We start from the raw sequence: 18268 nt of genomic DNA on the forward strand, positions 1-18268 counted from the left end.
AGTGTTAAGATAAATTATCCCGCGACAAGCGAGTGTGAAAAGATGAAAATTAAAGTTGGTATCAGTAGCTGCCTTATGGGGCAGGAAGTGCGTTATGACGGAACTCATAAGCATTTGCGTTTGGCAACTGACAGTCTTGCTCGTTATTTTGATTTTATCACCGAGTGCCCCGAGGTGGGTATCGGTATGAGCATTCCTCGTAAGCCGATTCGGCTGGTGGGCGACGTTGATAAACCTAAAGCAGTCGCCGTTCATGATGAAGCGCTGGATTATACCGCTGAATTGACACAGTTTGGTGAACAAAAAGCGCAACAGCATGCGGATTTATCTGGCTATATTTTTATGAAAAACTCACCGAGCTGCGGGTTGTTTCGGGTCAAAGTTTACCAAGAGAACGGTTATCCTGCAGCTACGCCCGGTCGCGGCCTGTATGCCCGAGCTTTTACTGATGCTCATCCTTTATTGCCCGTAGAGGAATCAGGCAGGTTATGTGATCCATTATTACGAGAAAACTTTGTTACACGTGTGTTCGCCTATGCCAACTGGCAGGAGTTGAAAAAAGCAGGGCTGACACCAAAAGGCCTGACCGACTTTCATGCTCGTTACAAATATGTGTTGATGGCTCATTCGCCAGCAAAATATTCTGAGCTCGGTCGTATGCTAGCCGATGCTGGTAATCAGAATATAGATGCTCTCGGCGAGCAGTATTTTGCAGCACTGATGACAGTGCTGACATCACTGGCTTCACGAAAAACGCATACGAATGTTTTGATGCATTTGCAGGGCTATTTGAAGAAAAAAATCTCGGCAGCAGAAAAAGCGGAGTTGGCACAAATCATCGAACAGTATCGCAGCGCGCAGCTCCCTTTGATTGTTCCGGTAACATTACTTAAACACCACTTTAATAACCATCCTGACCCGTATATTTCCCAGCAGGCCTATCTACAGCCATACCCAGATGATTTGAGCCTACGAAATGCGATATAACGAATACTGTGATCTAATAGACATTCTCAGTTAAACTTCAGTTACAGGGCGAATCAGGGACTGAGTAGCATTGAATAGAGTTATTCTCAGTAATTTATTACTGATATTTATTTATTTTAGCTTGGGCAACTCACTAAGTGTTTTGTCGCTTCCCCACATCGATAATATCTTAATGTGGCTGCCTGCGAGTATCGCCGTATCCGCCGTTTTGCTTTGGGGGTTTAGCTTATTACCTGCTGCCTTTTTCGGTGAGTTTTTGTTAGCCATGAGCCTGCATGGCTGGTCAGATGGCGCATCAGTAAATATTGCCACCATCATGGGCGTAGAATCCTTACTACTCGCCTTCTCAGCCCGATATCTGCTTATTCGTTTTAGTCGTTGGCCTTCGCTGCTGAATCAGGATAAACAGATCTTCACCTTCTTCCTACTGGCCGCTGTTATTGCGCCACTGATTTCATCTGGGGTCATTGCAATAGGGGTGGCGTTAACTGGTGATTCCATACTAGCCGATACTGTTAGCCCTTTTGCTATCTCTTGGCTGGGTAAAGTCATTGGCGTGGTGATGGTATGCCCCATCATGTTCAGTTTTTTTGCTTATCCCAGAAAGCTATGGCGGACACGCATTATGAGTGTGAGTTTGCCGCTGGTGGTGCTGTTTGGTGTATTACTGCTGATGTTATCGATCGCACAAGATAGAGACAGAGCCCTGAACCATGCGCGGTTTGATTCTAGTACAAGACTAGTCAATACGTTGATCGAAAATAAGCTAAATTATCATCGTAGCTTACTACGATCGATGCAAGCCTATTTCGGAAACAGCGAAGAGGTCACGGAGTCTGAGTTTCAGCACTTTCTGGCTGATTTCAAGCAACAGCACACTGATGTTAAAGCGCTGGCTTGGTTAGAGTTCATTCGACCCGGGCAACTGAACCAGTTTCAGCGTGACACCGGCTTGCATATAAAAAACCATGATTCAATCTCGAATAAGAGTAATGACGCCTCTTTCAATCAAGCTGCTCTGGTGGTGCGTTACCTCACTGTGGAACAGACCGAAGCAGAAACGCCTTATTCTGCTCTGCTAGGCGTTAATCTGTGTGCATTTGAGGAGAGGCTTTTGTGCCAACAAGAGAATCTTTCCTCAGAAAGCATCTTTACCGTCAAAAACCTACTGCCAAACTTAAATAATGGTTCGGACTCGTTTTTTTATCTGTTACCGGTGATAGATAAGCGTGAACAAGTGATGGGCTATGTATTACAGATGATCAATGTGCAGGCCTTGTTTTCAGATTTATATCAGTCTCAGGTTCACGCCTGGGTCGACTTCGCCGTGACTCGGCAAAGCACAGGTGAACGCTTATTTGACACTATTGCGAGTGAGAGAGTGGATGATGTCGCGAATAATATTTTTAAAAAAGCGCATGTGATCAATTATTCGGATGATATGTGGCTAGTTGAATATACGCCATCGTCTTTCTTTATGAGCCATTACTCCAACTGGTATGTGTATGGGGTCATGATTGTCACCTTAATATGTTTTAGTTTGACCAGTATCTGGTTGTTGACCATAACTGGGCGTTATAACCGGTTTGAAAATGAGGTGGCAAAAAAGACTCGAGAGTTACAGCGGCGTAGTGAGTTGTTGGCAAAAAGTGAAAAAAAATATCGACGCTTGGTAGAAAACCTTCAAGACGAATATTTCCTCTACAGTCATGATGTCAATGGTATTTTCAATTATGTCGGCCCTTCGGTGACATTGATTCTTGGGTACAGTCAGGAAGAGTTTTTACAGCACTATCTGAGCTTTTTACCGGAAACGGAGGTCAATCAGCTGGTGCCTTTATTTACTGAACACACGCTCGCTGGTTACAAATCTAATTATGAAGTTGAAATCTTAGATAAAAAAGGCGGCTTACACACTTTAGCGGTAACCGAAGTACCAAGTTATAACGACAACAAGGAAGTGATAGGTGTTGAGGGAATTGCCCGTGATATTACCGAGTTCAAAGCATCGCAACAAAAACTGGAAAAACTGTCTTTAGCTGTTGAGCACAGTCCTAATGCCATCGTGGTGATGGATCGAGCTGGCGAGATTGAATACGTGAACCCGAAGTTCACGTCGATTACCGGATATCACAATGATGAAAAATTAGGGCGCTGGCCTGATCTGATTAACTCCGGGGTTAATATGCCCGGTATTTATGATGAAATTTGGCAGACTATTCGGCGTGGTGATGACTGGCGTGGCGAGTTGCAATATCGTAAGAAAAACGGTGATTTGTACTGGGCGCAGGAGCTTATCGCGCCGATGTTGAATTCGGAAGGTCATGCCACCCATTTTGTCGCCACACAAATTGATATCACGGAGGCGCGACGCTTAAGTGAAGAAACGTCTTATCAAGCGACTCACGATCAGCTAACGGGTTTGATCAACCGTCACGAATTCGACCTACGCTTAGAGCGCGTGGTGTTAGCGGCCAAGCATAACCTGACAGAGCATGCTTTATGTTTCTTGGATCTGGATCAATTCAAGCTGGTTAATGATACCTGTGGTCACATTGCCGGCGATGAACTATTACGTCAGATTGGGAGTTTGTTGCAAAGCAATGTGCGCTCACGCGATACCATCGCCAGGCTTGGCGGTGACGAGTTTGCTGTATTGATGGAGCACTGCAGTATTGACCGGGCTTACAAAGCGTGTGAGCAGATTCTGCAATTATTACAGGATTTTCGCTTTCACTGGCAAGACTATACCTTTACCGTTGGTGGCAGTATTGGGCTGGCGATCATCGATCAGCACACACGCGATAGCAACGAAGCTTTAAAACATGTTGATACAGCTTGTTATTCAGCCAAAGATGCGGGGCGAAATCGCGTCGAAGTCCATCGTGAAGACAGTCTGCGATTGAAACAACGCCGTGGCGAAATTCATTGGAGTACGGAAATAAACGACGCATTGGATGATGATCGTTTTTTGCTTTATGCACAACCGATTCAACCAGTAATGAACCCCGAACGAGGTATGAGTTATGAGGTTCTGGTTAGGATGTTACGTAAAGACGGTGAAATTTCGCCACCTGGCGCCTTTTTACCTGCGGCTGAACGTTACAATTCCATAAACCGTATTGATCGCTGGGTTGTCTCACACACCTTCGATTGGCTCAATAAAAACGCTGCCAAGTTAAATAAGGTGGCGACTGTTTCTATCAATCTTTCTGGCTTGAGCATGGGGGATGAATCGATGCTGACATTCATTATCGAGCAATTAGAAACAGCGAAAATACCAGCCGAAAAAATTAAATTTGAAATTACCGAAACAGCAGCCATTGCCAACTTACGAGCGGCAACCAAGTTCATTGAGACACTAAGAGAAAGTGGCATTCACTTTTCTTTAGATGACTTTGGCAGTGGCCTATCATCGTTTGCTTACTTGAAAAAATTGAAAGTCGACTCATTGAAAATTGACGGTATGTTTGTCAAAGATATGCTCATCGATCCACTGGATTTTGAAATGGTGAAATCAATCAATGAGATTGGTCATGTGATGGGGCTGGAAACGATTGCTGAATTTGTGGAGAGTGAAGCCATACTGGCTAAATTGAGTGAAATCGGCGTCGATTTTGTTCAGGGCTATGCTATTGGCAAACCAGCACCAATTGATGATATTCTCAACGGTTTGTCATAACGGTCCTCGTTTACCATGGATAGGCATGAACAGGTTGTTCTGAAAAATCAGGCTTTGCTGCTATACCAACAAACGCCATATGCGAATATTGCCATCATCTTTACTGTCATTGCATTGTATTGGTTATTTATTGACCATGTTTCTGCTGATGTACTGAAAATTTGGTCCATAAGCATTTGTCTGATTGCGGTCTGTCGTTTAGGGCTTTGGTATTCACACCTCAAAAATAAGCATTTAGCACCTGCAATAACCTGGATCACTCGCCATGTTTGGCTGACGTTGTTGATGGGATTCGCTTGGGCTGGTGTTAGCACATTCTATTTTTTGATCGACGATGTTCAGATCAATACTTTATTTTATGTTCTGGTATGTGGGGTCACCACAGCCGGAGTGCCTGTATTATCCGTATGGTTTCCCGCCTATATTGCCTATACGTTACCTCAAGTTTTAGCGTTACTTGGCGTGACTTTTTACCAGGGTTATCACGATCCTTCAACGCAAGCACTATCTTATTTTTTGTTTATAGCGTTACTGATTTACTACAGCATGTTGCTCTCTTTGGCGAGACGCTCCTATAAAAATGTAGTGAATGAGTTAAACCTACGACACAAGAATAGCCTCTTGGTGAATGAGCTTAATCGTGAAGTTAATCAGCGTGAAGAGTTAGTTCAAAACCGTACTCAGGAATTGCTGACGGTCAATGCTCAACTCAAGGCTAGTCAGGCTCATATGCTGACCTTATCCAGCGCGGTTGAGGCAAGCCCTAACGGCATTCTGATAACGGATGCGGAAGGAATCATTCAGTATGTAAATCCACGTTGTGAGCATATCACTGGCTATATGGCTGCAGATGTTATCGGCAAAACGCCGGAGGTCTATCGTTCAGATCACCATAACAACGAAATGATAGAGGAAATGTGGGCATCCATTCGATCCGGTAAGGAGTGGAACGGTGAGATTCAGAATCGACGTAAAAGTGGAGAGCTCTACTGGATAAAGGAGTATGTCGCCCCGATTAGAAATGATGAGGGGACAATAACGCACTTTGTCGCTATCCAGGAAGATATTACTGAAGCACGTGTGCTGGCAAATAAGCTTTCCTACCAAGCTACTCATGACAATCTGACAGGACTGATAAATCGTACCGAGTTCGAACGAAGGTTAATTGAACTGGTTCAGGATGCACGCCAGCATGACTCGGTCCATGCGCTTTGTTTCATTGACTTAGATCAGTTCAAAGTGATTAATGATACCTGTGGTCACATAGCGGGCGATGAATTATTACGTCAACTTGGTCAGCGACTCATTGGGCAAGTTAGGAAAAGTGACACGCTGGCAAGGTTGGGTGGGGATGAGTTTGCCATTTTAATGAGGCACTGCGACCCAGGGCAGTCTGAGAAAGTCGCCACCGAAGTTCGTGAGGTGATCGAGCTGTTCCAGTTTGTGTGGGATTCACGCGTCTTTACTATCGGCGCTAGTATTGGTGTGAGCAGTATCCATCGACACACTACTGACATGACTGAGGTACTCAAACAAGCGGATACAGCCTGCTATGCAGCAAAAAATGCAGGCAGAAACAGAGTTTATATCTATCAGGATGACGACAAGCACTTAGTAGAACAGCAAGGGGAATTTCATTGGGTGAATGAAATTAAGCTGGCGTTGACCGAAAATCGGTTTGAGTTATTTGTACAGCCCATCACCTCAGCTAAAAGCGGTAAAGCGGAGATATATGAAGTGTTGCTCAGGCTGCGAAATAAGCAAGGTGATCTCTCGCCACCCAGTGCTTTTCTACCCTCTGCCGAACGGTATAATCTATCAGATAAAGTAGATCGATGGGTGTTGGAAAAGACCTTTGACTGGCTTGAGAAACATATCAATCAAGTTCCTGATCTTAGAAAAATAGCCATTAACTTGTCTGGAGCCTCACTGGGTAATGATGAGATGCTCAAGCTTATTTCAGACTTATTTGAAAAAGCCCGATTCTCAGCCTCTAAAATTAAGTTTGAAATAACTGAAACGGCTGCCATCAGTAACCTTCGTGAAGCGACTCGTTTTATCAGTGAATTGTCGAAATTGGGCTGTGAATTTTCTTTAGATGATTTTGGCAGTGGTTTGTCTTCTTTCGGTTACCTCAAGCACTTACCAGTCAAGAGTATTAAGATAGACGGTATGTTTGTAAAAGATATGGCTCACGACCCGCTGGATTTTGAAATGGTCAAATCCATTAATGATATTGGCCATGTTATGGGCCTGAAAACGATTGCTGAGTTTGTCGAAAATGAAGATGTATGGCAAAAATTACAATCAATCGGCATCGACTATGGACAAGGTTATCATTTAGGCAGACCGGTACCTATTGATAGCATTCTTAAGCCGACACAAAATAGCAGTTTGGAAAATTCAATAAAGGCGGAGATCCGGGCAACCTGAATTGTCAATTAACCGCGTTTATGAGGATGAGGATGTATGGATCGTCGTCACTTTTTAAGTTTGGCTGCTTGCTCTTTATCGAGTCACCTTATCCCGGCTAGGGCGGACAACCGAGCGGCAACCGGTATCGTTATGGAGCAGCAGTTCTTGCTGCATCAACTCTCTGCTAATCATCCGGAGTCGCCTGCTAGATATCAGGCGATCCAGCATGCTGTTGAAAAAAATGTATGGCATAGACCTCTGGTTAAACTCAAGCCTTTAGCCGCTGATAAAACGTTTCCATGGTTATCTTTTGTTCATTCTGAGGCCCATATTGAAGCCATTGCCAGTCAGACCACACATTTTGACAGTGCCTTACTGGCAACATCAGCAAGTCTTGCGGCTGTTGATGCTGTCATGTTGGGCCAAGTTAGAAATGCATTTTGTGCGTCGAGGCCACCCGGGCATCATGCTTTAAATACAGGGCAGGAAGAAGGGTTCTGTTTTTTTAATCACATAGCAGTGGCAGCCAAATACGCACAACAGCAGTATAAGATTGACAAGATCCTAATTATTGACTGGGACTACCATCATGGTAATGGTACCGAGTGGGCTTTTTATGATGATCCCTCAGTTTTATTCTTTTCTACCCATGATCAGTATGCTTACCCAGGAACCGGTAGTCCGTTAAAAAAGGGTGATAAAGCAGGACTCGGCTTTAACATTAATGTGCACCTGGAGTGTGGCAGCGATGATGAAACCATCATGGCCGCATTTAAACAACACCTTGCTCCTGCTATTGAGACTTTTGAACCTGAATTGATATTAATATCAGCAGGGTTTGATAGTCGCCAAGATGATCTTCTGGGTTGTTTCAATATTACCGATCAGGGATTTTATCAACTCACTCGCTGGGTGATGACGATGGCTGATAAATATTGTCAGAGCAGACTGGTTTCAATTCTTGAAGGGGGCTATAACACAACGGGCAATGCCAGTGCTGTGCTCAGTCACCTTGAAGCACTGAATGCTTTACTGTGATCGTCAAAATTCTGTCAGCATAGAAGCCATGTTTCTTCTAGCCCTTTTTGCAGTAACAGTCTAGAGCCACCAAGTGGTTTTTTATGGGGGTAAGTTATTATTAAATAAAGATTTTTAATTTTTGTGATCAGGTTTGTTGATATTGGGCACAGTTTCTGCTTTGTAAGCTTTGTAAGTACTGAGAATCAGTTAACAGCTGGCTGAGGTTAATACAAACATTCAAGGAGAACCCATATGAATGCCACCGCCCATTTGAATGAGAATAAAAAAGTCGATTCACTGCAATCATTACCTGAAAAAAGAGAGTATGAGCAGTTAAGCACCCATTACGATGCCAAATACAAGGTTGGTTGGTTTTATATGATGGGATCCCCACGTCCTTGTTTCACTCCAACTTTATTGAATGAATTAACAGATTATCTGTCATCTGTGAAAACCGATATGGCTGCTACGGATAATGAAAAATATGATTATCTGGTAGTGGGCTCCAAGGTGGACGGTGTTTTCAATTTGGGTGGTGATCTTGATCTGTTTATGCACTTGATTGAGCAAAAAAATCGTCAGGCACTGTTTTCATATGCCATGCATTGTGTCGATATTTTGTATGACAATATGTCCCATTTTGGTTCTGATTTGACAACGATCTCATTGATTCAAGGTGATGCATTAGGCGGTGGCTTTGAGGCTTCACTATCAAGCAATGTCATCATTGCAGAGCGGGGCGTGAAAATGGGACTGCCTGAAGTGTTGTTTAACCTCTTTCCCGGTATGGGGGCATATTCTTTGTTATCCCGTAAAGTGGGGCCAAGAAAGGCGGAAGAAATGATCCTGAGCGGTAAGTTATATACAGCCGAAGAAATGTATGAGATGGGAGCCATTGATATTCTTGCTGAGAAAGGAGAAGGTGAGTTGGCGCTTTATCGCTATATTAAAAATGCACAAAAATCACCGAATACTTACAAAGCAATGTCACGAGTAAAAGATATTTGTAACCCGGTCAGTTATGAAGAATTATCAGCTATCGCTGGTGTTTGGGCTGATGCGGCACTCAATTTGACAGCAAAAGATGTCAGAATGATGTCCCGACTGGTGAATCGTCAATCAGCGAAAGAAGCCCGTCGCCAAGCTTAATGGCTATCTTGATGACTATCACGTTGTTTGGAGTCCATTTTGGCTTCAAGTTGCGTGATAGTCTGCTCAAAACTCGACTCAATCTGTTCGACTAACGTCAGCACAGTCTCTTGTCCGAGTTCATCAGGTTTTATCTGTTCTGCAGAATCACACAAAGAAGCCAGTTTAATAGCGCTCATTTCGGTGGCCGAGCCTTTCAGGGCATGAAGGCTCTCTCGATAAGTTAAGTAGTCATCCCGGCAGTGCTTTTTTATGAGATTGATATGTTTAACCGCATCATGTTTAAAGCTTTCAATTAATGTCTGTAAAAAGTGGGTGTCGCCCAATGCAATCAATTGTTGGATAGCCGTTTCATCCAGGATTAAGTCCTGATCGCTAGTCTGGTGTGAATCTTCAATATCAACCTTGAGCTCCAAACCTTGAGAAAGCTGGGCTAAAGTTTCAATTAATGCACGCGAGTTAATGGGTTTTGTTAGAAAAGCATCGACGCCTGCCTGCTCACAGCTCTGTCTGGCTTCAGGGGTTGCATCAGCTGTTAGCATAATGATTGGCATGGAAGCGGAAGTATCGATAAACCGAAATGTTTTGACTACTTCAAGTCCTGACATGCCGGGCATGTTCATATCAAGAATGAGGATATCAATCTGGTTAGCAGGATCACTTAATAAATCCAGAGCAGCATCACCATTATCAGCCAGAAGGGTTTTGTGCCCTGCCTGATGCAAAATCCCTTTTAATACATGCTGATTCACTTTATTGTCTTCAGTGACCAGAATATTGAGGGGTCTGGTCAGACCTTGTGCGGCATAATAATCAGCTAAGCGGACAACGTTTTCGTGACTATTGATGGATGAATGCGCCGCATGTAATGCATTGAAGAGTGCAGTTTTGTTCGTTTCATCATTGATAACAGAAATGTAATGATTGCTGATATCGTCGTGAATACTGATGCCACTGGTATTAAGGAGAATCAAAGATAAGTCACGCAATGAGCTATCAGACTTAATCATTTTTGCGAACTTGGCCGGTTCAATGGCTAACATGGTGTCGGTGTCGACAATTAAAGTGGAGTAGGGCGCAGTTGATTCGGCTTTTTGTATCAATTCAGCTAAGGCTTTTGCTGAGTTATCAACCCAGTCTGCTGTCAGTCCCCATGTATTGAGCATTTTATTAAGCGCTTGCTGTTGCGAGGCACTGCTCAGGATCAGAATATTGTGATTATCAAGCGTCATAACGTTATTTTCATTTACCTTCAATGGTAGCTCAAACCAGAATGTAGTGCCTACACCTAGCTGGCTTGTGACACCTATGTTACCACCCATCAGTTCCACAAGTTCTTTCGAGATGGTTGTTCCCAGGCCGGTGCCTGAAGTTGTACCACTTGCCGCGTTTACCTGAGTGAAGTCATCAAAGATAGTATCCAGTGACTCGGCTGGAATGCCGATACCTGTATCCCTTATTTCAAATCTCACTACCTGCTCATCGGTATTACTGACTTGAGCTTGTAAAGATAGTCTGATGTAGCCACTAGTGGTGAATTTAACTGCGTTGCCAATCAGATTTATCAGGACTTGTTTAAGGTGTTGCGGATCACCGTGCACGGCAAATTGTATTTGTGGGTCCATATTGCAGAATAAAGCGATATCCTTGGCGGTTGCCATGGGGCGTTGCATTTTGATGACAGTGGTGATGAGTTCATGTAAATCGAACTCTGAACGTATGCTTTCAATTTTTCCGGCTTCAATTTTAGAAATATCCAGAACATTTTCAATCAGGCCGAGTAAGGTATTCGCAGAGTTATGCATGATCCTGACAAACTCTCGTTGTTCAGGATTTAGCTTCGTTTCCTGCATAAGATCGGCAACACCAATTACGCCATTCAATGGTGTTCTTAACTCATGCGACATACTGGCCAAAAAGCGACTTTTGGCTTCGTTGGCGAATTTGGCAGTATCCAGAGCACGATGAAGTTTTTTGATTAGAAATGCAGAATAAACCGGGATCATAACCATCAGGATGAGCAGGCTGAGCCCAATAGGCTTGTGTTGAATATCTTGCCAATACTCTCCCCAGGTAATGGAAATAGTAAAACCAACAATACCGACGGCGAGAGAAATATAGAGGTAGGGCGCGCCATATCTAAAACCGCTGCCGAGAATGACCCATAAGTAGAGTACAAACAGAAAAACACTTTCTGAGCCAGCAAAAAACATTACGACAGAAAGTGATATCAGATCCAGTGCATTGGCTAATACCCGGCGTATCGGAGATACCGTGGGTTTGATCAGAATGGCCGCGGCAATGATTAATGCGAAACTGTAGTAAAGCAAAGTCATGATACTAGGAAGCGAAGTAAATGCTTCTACAAAAGTCTCATTTTCTTGCCATGGCAAGCAGAAGTAGGCTATCAAGCCTAAACCCATTGTTAACCTGAGTTTAAACGCTTGTTCATGTTCAGGGTCTGGATACCTTTCAAGTCTTTTTATCAGAAACTGAAAGTATGAAATAGTCCTTTGGATAACCTTCATCATGTTGAATGACTTATTCGTCACTGTACTCAATTTGAATCTGACGTATGCCATCCCAGCTTTGCATAAATGCCTCAACACATTGTGGGTCGAGGTGACTACCGGCCTGTTTTTGGATATAGGCGATAGCTTCACTATTGTCCCATGCCTTTTTATAGGGGCGTGACGAGACTAGAGCATCAAACACATCGGCCACTGCTACAACTCGGGCGATAAGGGGAATATCTTCACCTTTTAGTCCATTGGGGTAACCATTACCATCAAAACGTTCATGATGGTTTAGCGCGATAATCGCACCAATTTTCATGTAGCGGGATTGACTATCTGAGAGGATGGCATGACCTATTGTGGTGTGGGTTTGCATGACTGCCCATTCTGTCGCATCCAGTTTACCTGGTTTAAGCAAAATATTATCTGGAATACCAATTTTGCCAATATCATGCATGGGGGCGGCGTATTCCAGATCATCACAATCTTGTTTCGAAAATACGCCCAGTGATTCAGCGATCAAGCGTGCATATTTGGCCATTCGTATCACATGATTACCGGTGCCTTCATCCCGGTATTCACCTGCTTTGGCTAAACGTAAGATGGTTTCTTTTTCACGTTCAGTGATTTGTTCTGTGGCCACTTCAACTTGTCTTGCTAACCAGTCGGCTCTGTCTTGAATGATCAGGTGTTGCTCATGCATTTTGAGCAGGTTACGACAACTGGTCCGGCATTCAATTTGATCGATAGGACGAGTCAGAAAAGCCGTAGCGCCTGCATCCAAAGCTTCATAACGCACTTCTTTTTCACTGACCACGGTGATCATCATGATGGGCACATTTTCACAATGTGGTTTTTGTCTGACAGCACGAATAAACTCGACCCCGTCCATTTCGGGCATACGGTAGTCGGTGATGATCAAGTCGGGCTCATGCTCATTTACCCAGTTCAGAGCTTCCACAGGATTACCAAAGGCTGAGACGTGAAGGTTGTCTGAGATTTGCTGAATGACTTTTTCGAGAATAGTTCGACCGGTAGACTGATCATCGATAATCAGTACATTCTTTTTTTTCTTCAGAATACTTTGCCTCCTGGCTGTCACGTAGGGCTGGTCGCTAGGATTTTGTGTTGTCTTGCCAGTCAAGATAACGTACCTCATTATCGTGGCGAATATGACTGAGCATCCTGCAATAGAGCCACATCAACTATCGACCCATGTATCTCCTGAGGGTCAAAAAAAGGAACTGATTTTCATTCGAATAGTAACATCAGTTAATGATTTGTCCCATTATCACTATTGCTGGAGATTTCGTCCAGCCTAACTGCTAAGCGGCTTGACGGATTGTGAGATTAAACCTTTTTTGACCGGTCATCGGGTGGTGGGCAAGTTTGATTGGCTGGACTCCATGAAAACGCAACCGATCTTCACCACCCCAAACGACAACATCGCCATTTTTCAGTAGGTAGGCACTGGGTTTGTCCTGACGTTTGGCGCCACCAAATAGAAATATAGCTGGAACACCCAAGGAAACCGAAACGATCGGTGCTGAAAAGTCCTTCTCATCCTTATCTTGGTGTAGCCCCATTCCAGCCCCCGGCTGATAACAATTAATCAAGCAAACATCGGGTTTGAAATGTGCAAAACCACACGCCGATGCGGCCTCAAGCGCTAACTGATGAATCAGCTCAGGCATTGTTGGCCAACTCAGGTTAGTTTCTGGATCCGTTGTTTGGTAACGGTATCCGTGGCTGTCGGTTACCCAGCCATATTTGCCACAGTTGGTGAGTTGAGCCGCCATTTTAAAGCCTCCGGGTGTGTGCATTTGGCGAAGAGGCGCCACCTGGATAACACCCTCTATGGCTGTCAGCAAGGCATTGGTTTTAGCAGTAGCAAACCCCGGCAATATATAGCTTTCGTTGGCGATGGGTTTTAATGGCGATGTCGTATTCGGTTTTGAAGACATTGAAAAATCGCTCTGCTAGTGACTAAGCCAGTTAAGCTAGTCTTTGTTATTTAACTTACGCCAAAGTCGTTTGATTGCTTTACGGCTATACCGACGTTTGAAGTTGACCTTAAAGTCATACAGGTAAAAGGGCACTCGATAACGTAGCGTGAAGTGTTTGCGTTTTAGCATGCTCTGCAAGTAATGCTCAACCAAAAATTCGCGACCTTGCCAGTGTAATTTGTGGCAAATTCTTGTCAGATCAGAAATACGTTGATTGAGCGGGGTGCTGTGGTTGTAGAAACGAGCACGGTTAATATCAATCAAAGTGAACTGTAGTGTATCGCCACCTACTTTTTTGATCAGGATATTGCCTCCAGCAAGATCACGGAAAAATACCCCGTGCTCATGCATGTTGAGCAAGAATGCGCTGAGCTGACGGTAGGCTGAGTCAGCTTTGATACCTTCATAGGTATCAGCACCATCATGAAAAGCCACGATCATCTCACGAGCTGAGAAATCATGATCCACCTGTTCACAAATAAATAAGTTTTGCAGCAAGCTCGGGTCGTTTTGCTTCTCGAAATACGCAATCGGTTGTGCTGTCGGGATACCACGACGTGATAATTCCGCTCCAGCAATCCAGCTACGTCGCGCTTTGCAGGGTTTGAACTTATCTAACAATCGCTTGTGAGGGTGCATTTTGATGGGCTTTTTAGCGACGACTGTGTTGCCTTCAAGCCCCATTACTGTCCAGATAATATTACGGGCTTTGCGCAGCGTGTTTTGTTCTGTTGCTTGAGCTAGATTGTCGGGATGAAATTTTGCTACCAGTTGCGCCGCCTGTTCGGCTGAATCGGCAACGATCATGCCTTTCCAGCCATCTTTGTTATGCGGGTAATAATGGCCTTCACTTCGATGGGCATAGATCGATTCGAGAGGCAACGCACCGGACACAGGTTTTAAGTTAATTGAAACTTGCGATGACCAGCTCAAAAACAGTGGAGATTCATTGATAAATAACGGCATTTCTTCAAACGTCTTGCCGTCGCGATTTTCAAATGCTGCCCGTTGCATATCTTCATCTCGATACAACTCAGCCAGTTTTAAGGCTTTACCGTTAATCGTCCAGGCAACGTGAATCAGCCGGTCATTGTTGATAAAAGCATGCACTTCCACATTATTTGATGTGTGTAAGGCACCGAGATACACGCTACCCGGAATTTGAGCGATGAATTGTTTCATCGCGACAAAAGCCGGGCGAACACGGAAGTTTTCTAGCTCACCTAAGATGCTTTGATAGTGTGTAATGCGTTCCAGTTTCGGATAGCGGCCGCTGCCGTCATCGATTAAACCTTCTCGCCAGCACAAAAAGGGTCCCCAGAAAGCTTGGCGCATAGCGCCGGAAGCAGCCAGTAACACCATATAGCGGCTGAGGTAATCAGCTTGCTTTTCTTCACTGTTGACCAGTAGCCGTTCAATACGCGGTAAGGTCCAGAATGCGGCAGGGGAGACAAGCGCTGACACACCCTGTTTAGCGGCAATGCGTTGTAACAATTGCGCTTTTTTGACCAGATTGACTTTAAGGCGTGTGGCCCATTTGAAGCCGAGGATGCGGTGATCAAACCGTTCCGGCTCGGTGACACGTTCACAAAACAGGTTATTGGTGTGAATATCAGGCAATTGCTCCGCTTTGCGTAAGCGATCAAATACCGCCATGGTATAAAACGGCTCAAAATCAGAAATATTCGGCCCTGCCAGTGTTATTTGGCGGGTTTTGATTTCATCATGCGCAATTTGCCAAGCAGTGAAAAAGCCCTCGGTGTCGTAGCCGGCCCAGCGACGACGATTAATGGTTGAGCAGACTTCAATAGCATGTACTTTGTCACCGAAGCGGTTACATGTCGCCACAACAAAATCTTGCCAGCGTTGCTGGGCTTCAGGTTTTTTCATTGCGTAGGCTGCTTCGAAAGGTTGTACCAGATGCAGCATGACTTGCAGATCGGTGTCTAACAACCGTTCCAACAGTCGAGCAACAGGGCCTTGCTCGTCATCGTAACTGTAGTCGATACGTACGTTTCGAATGTTCAATTCAGCCAGCTTGTTGATAATAAAATCATCAACAGCAGGATCGGCCGATGCCGTTACACCGACGCCTGCAAAATCATCAGGTACGGTGTGACCGGGTTGAGGGATATGACCCCCTCTTAGGCTTAGTCCGCCTTTTGCTACATATTTCAATGCAGTCAATAAAAGCGAGCCATTCATTACGGCATTAATTTTTTTTGGGGTGTTTGACTGCGGCTGCCCGGTCATGAATATTTCCAAAGTAGTTATTGATGCAGGTCTATTGACATGGCAGACCAATGCTAAGAATTTGCTTTAAAGGACTATTTTGAATCTTTTGAGCATGAAGCTCAACCAAAAGCGAATAATTAGCGGGTTTGTACTGCTTAGATAAAGTCAGCATAATCGAGCCAACCGCGATAAAAAATACAACTCGGCGTAGGCAATAATGATAAAGAGAGAAAAACCATGAGTGCGGACAGTTATAACAAGGTAAAACGTAACCCTAATTTTCACATGCTGGTGGCAAGACGTTCTCGCTGGGCGTGGGGACTGGCAACCATTATTTTGCTGATGTATTTCGCATTTATCTTACTGATCGCCTTTGCCCCGCAGTGGTTAGCTCAGCCTGTGGTGGCGGGCAGTGTTATCACCATCGGCATTCCCATCGGAGTACTCGTGATTTTAGTGGCATTTGTTTTAACAGGTGTTTACGTGCACAAAGCGAATACCGATTTTGATCAAATGACCCAGCAAATTATCAGCGAGATCGAACAATGAGATTGCTACAAAAACTGTTTATTACACTCTTTTTTTTGTTGCCACAGCTTGGCTTTGCCGCTGATGCGATAGACGGTGCAGTAGAAAAACAAGCATTAAACTTACCTGCGGTCATCATGTTTTTACTGTTTGTCGCTGCCACTTTGATGATTACCTATTGGGCAGCCAAAAGAACACGATCGACATCAGACTATTATGCGGCCGGTGGTGGCATCACTGGTTTACAAAATGGATTGGCGATCGCTGGTGATTACATGTCAGCGGCTTCATTTCTGGGTATTTCTGGTCTGGTGTATTTATCCGGCTACGATGGTTTGATTTATTCCATTGGCTTTTTGATTGGCTGGCCATTAATTCTTTTTCTGATAGCGGAACGATTACGAAACTTGGGGCGTTACACCTTTGCTGATGTCGCGTCTTACCGCTTACAACAATTACCGATAAGAACGTTGTCCGCGTTCGGCGCTTTGGCGGTGGTAGCCTTGTATCTCATAGCGCAGATGGTGGGCGCGGGTAAATTGATTCAGTTGCTATTCGGCTTGCCGTATGAGTTTGCTGTGGTGGTTGTGGGAGTTCTTATGGTGCTCTACGTGACGTTTGGCGGCATGATTGCGACGACCTGGGTACAAATTATCAAAGCCGTATTACTGCTTTCTGGGGCTACGTTTATTGCCATTATGGTGCTTAAGCACGTCGGCTTTGATATAAATGTGTTGTTTGAGCAGGCGATTGCAGTACATGATAAAGGTTCACAAATCATGGCTCCCGGGGGCTTGGTGACCGACCCGATATCAGCGATTTCGCTTGGGGTAGCATTGATTTTTGGTACCGCCGGGTTACCGCATATTCTTATGCGCTTTTTCACAGTGGCCGATGCGAAACAGGCTCGACGCTCAGTGTTTTTTGCCACTGGTTTTATCGGTTATTTCTATATTTTGACCTTTATTATTGGCTTTGGCGCCATCGTGTTGTTAACCAATAACCCCGACTTCTTTAATAGCGAAGGTCTGTTAATTGGTGGAGATAATATGGCGGCCATTCATCTGTCACAAGCGGTAGGGGGCGATATGTTCCTTGGCTTTATTTCAGCAGTCGCCTTTGCCACTATCCTGGCTGTGGTATCAGGGTTGACCTTGGCAGGGGCTTCAGCGATATCGCATGATTTATACGCCAGTGTGATCAAAAAAGGTCAGGTGACCGGGAAGGATGAGATTCGTGTATCCAGAATCGCCACGTTGGTGTTGGGGCTCGTCGCTATTGTGCTCGGTATTTTATTCGAACAACAAAATGTGGCCTTTATGGTTGGCCTGGCATTTGCGATTGCTGCCAGTGCCAATTTCCCGATTTTATTTTTATCCATGTACTGGCAAAAACTGACGACCAGAGGGGCGTTGATTGGTGGGTTTGCCGGTCTTACCACGGCGATTGTGCTCGTGATTCTGGGACCTATCGTCTGGGTTGATATTTTGGGTAACGCCGAGGCAATCTTCCCTTACAAATACCCTGCATTATTTTCTGTTATTACCGCATTTGTATTGATATGGCTGTTTTCGGTTACGGATAGAAGTGAGCAGGGCAAGCAGGAACGGGCCTTGTTTGAACATCAATTTATACGCTCACAAACGGGAATAGGCGCACATGGCGCGAACAATGATCACTAACGTGATCTATTGTTGCCAGTTTGCTGGCAATGTTCAGATGAGGAAATA

Annotated in this window: 11 protein-coding genes; 7 read left to right on the forward strand and 4 right to left on the reverse strand. The window is 44.5% G+C overall.

Going from position 1 to position 18268, the window contains the following annotated elements:
• Positions 1–42: 42 nt before the first annotated feature.
• The 5 genes from MDMS009_RS08990 (at position 43) to MDMS009_RS09010 (ending at position 9253) form a co-directional block, all read left to right on the forward strand.
• Positions 43–987: a YbgA family protein gene (locus MDMS009_RS08990; protein ID WP_008291778.1), complete on the forward strand. Its 945-nt coding sequence runs from the start codon at positions 43–45 to the stop codon at positions 985–987.
• A 70-nt stretch (positions 988–1057) separates the two neighbouring features.
• A complete protein-coding gene (locus MDMS009_RS16080; protein ID WP_008291280.1) occupies positions 1058–4669 on the forward strand; it encodes an EAL domain-containing protein in 3612 nt (1203 codons plus the stop codon).
• Positions 4670–4684: 15 nt separating this feature from the next.
• On the forward strand, positions 4685–7102 hold the full coding sequence (locus MDMS009_RS09000) for an EAL domain-containing protein (protein WP_008291426.1): 2418 nt from the start codon (positions 4685–4687) through the stop codon (positions 7100–7102).
• A 36-nt stretch (positions 7103–7138) separates the two neighbouring features.
• Positions 7139–8122: a histone deacetylase family protein gene (locus MDMS009_RS09005; protein WP_008291268.1), complete on the forward strand. Its 984-nt coding sequence runs from the start codon at positions 7139–7141 to the stop codon at positions 8120–8122.
• A gap of 234 nt (positions 8123–8356) precedes the next feature.
• Entirely contained in the window at positions 8357–9253 is an 897-nt protein-coding gene (locus MDMS009_RS09010) for a crotonase/enoyl-CoA hydratase family protein (protein ID WP_008291267.1), read from the forward strand.
• Here the strand turns inward: MDMS009_RS09010 and MDMS009_RS09015 are convergent.
• The 4 genes from MDMS009_RS09015 to MDMS009_RS09030 all read right to left on the reverse strand — a co-directional run bounded on the left by MDMS009_RS09015 (position 9250) and on the right by MDMS009_RS09030 (position 16028).
• On the reverse strand, positions 9250–11265 hold the full coding sequence (locus tag MDMS009_RS09015) for an ATP-binding protein (protein ID WP_406564442.1): 2016 nt from the start codon (positions 11263–11265) through the stop codon (positions 9250–9252). The two genes, MDMS009_RS09010 and MDMS009_RS09015, sit on opposite strands and share 4 nt — an antisense overlap.
• 529 nt (positions 11266–11794) lie before the next feature.
• A complete protein-coding gene (locus MDMS009_RS09020; RefSeq protein ID WP_052298157.1) occupies positions 11795–12928 on the reverse strand; it encodes an HD domain-containing phosphohydrolase in 1134 nt (377 codons plus the stop codon).
• A gap of 166 nt (positions 12929–13094) precedes the next feature.
• Positions 13095–13733, reverse strand: coding sequence for a DNA oxidative demethylase AlkB (gene alkB, locus MDMS009_RS09025; RefSeq protein WP_008291295.1), 639 nt, complete (start codon positions 13731–13733; stop codon positions 13095–13097).
• 36 nt (positions 13734–13769) lie between these two features.
• Positions 13770–16028 carry a lipopolysaccharide kinase InaA family protein gene (locus MDMS009_RS09030; protein WP_008291340.1) on the reverse strand — a complete coding sequence of 753 codons (2259 nt, stop codon included), beginning with the start codon at positions 16026–16028 and terminating at the stop codon, positions 13770–13772.
• 219 nt (positions 16029–16247) lie between these two features.
• On the opposite strand from MDMS009_RS09030, the gene MDMS009_RS09035 reads away from it, so the two are divergent.
• Both MDMS009_RS09035 and MDMS009_RS09040 read left to right on the forward strand, forming a co-directional pair.
• Positions 16248–16559, forward strand: a complete 312-nt coding sequence (locus MDMS009_RS09035; protein ID WP_008291456.1) for a DUF485 domain-containing protein — start codon at positions 16248–16250, stop codon at positions 16557–16559.
• Complete coding sequence (locus tag MDMS009_RS09040) at positions 16556–18220, forward strand: cation acetate symporter (RefSeq protein WP_008291733.1); 1665 nt, start codon at positions 16556–16558, stop codon at positions 18218–18220. The genes MDMS009_RS09035 and MDMS009_RS09040 overlap by 4 nt, the downstream gene beginning before the upstream one ends.
• The last annotated feature ends 48 nt before the right edge of the window (positions 18221–18268 follow it).

It is taken from the genome of Methylophaga thiooxydans DMS010 (assembly GCF_000156355.1).
GTDB lineage: Bacteria > Pseudomonadota > Gammaproteobacteria > Nitrosococcales > Methylophagaceae > Methylophaga > Methylophaga thiooxydans.

Excerpts from the sequence above, each read along its gene's own strand:
- MDMS009_RS08990 (WP_008291778.1), top strand. The coding sequence starts at position 43 with ATGAAAATTAAAGTTGGTATCAGTAGCTGCCTTATGGGGCAGGAAGTG.
- MDMS009_RS09000 (WP_008291426.1), top strand. The coding sequence starts at position 4,685 with ATGGATAGGCATGAACAGGTTGTTCTGAAAAATCAGGCTTTGCTGCTA.
- MDMS009_RS09005 (WP_008291268.1), top strand. The coding sequence starts at position 7,139 with ATGGATCGTCGTCACTTTTTAAGTTTGGCTGCTTGCTCTTTATCGAGT.
- MDMS009_RS09010 (WP_008291267.1), top strand. The coding sequence starts at position 8,357 with ATGAATGCCACCGCCCATTTGAATGAGAATAAAAAAGTCGATTCACTG.
- MDMS009_RS09015 (WP_406564442.1), bottom strand. The coding sequence starts at position 11,265 with ATGGTTATGATCCCGGTTTATTCTGCATTTCTAATCAAAAAACTTCAT.
- MDMS009_RS09020 (WP_052298157.1), bottom strand. The coding sequence starts at position 12,928 with ATGAGGTACGTTATCTTGACTGGCAAGACAACACAAAATCCTAGCGAC.
- alkB (WP_008291295.1), bottom strand. The coding sequence starts at position 13,733 with ATGTCTTCAAAACCGAATACGACATCGCCATTAAAACCCATCGCCAAC.
- MDMS009_RS09030 (WP_008291340.1), bottom strand. The coding sequence starts at position 16,028 with ATGACCGGGCAGCCGCAGTCAAACACCCCAAAAAAAATTAATGCCGTA.
- MDMS009_RS09035 (WP_008291456.1), top strand. The coding sequence starts at position 16,248 with ATGAGTGCGGACAGTTATAACAAGGTAAAACGTAACCCTAATTTTCAC.
- MDMS009_RS09040 (WP_008291733.1), top strand. The coding sequence starts at position 16,556 with ATGAGATTGCTACAAAAACTGTTTATTACACTCTTTTTTTTGTTGCCA.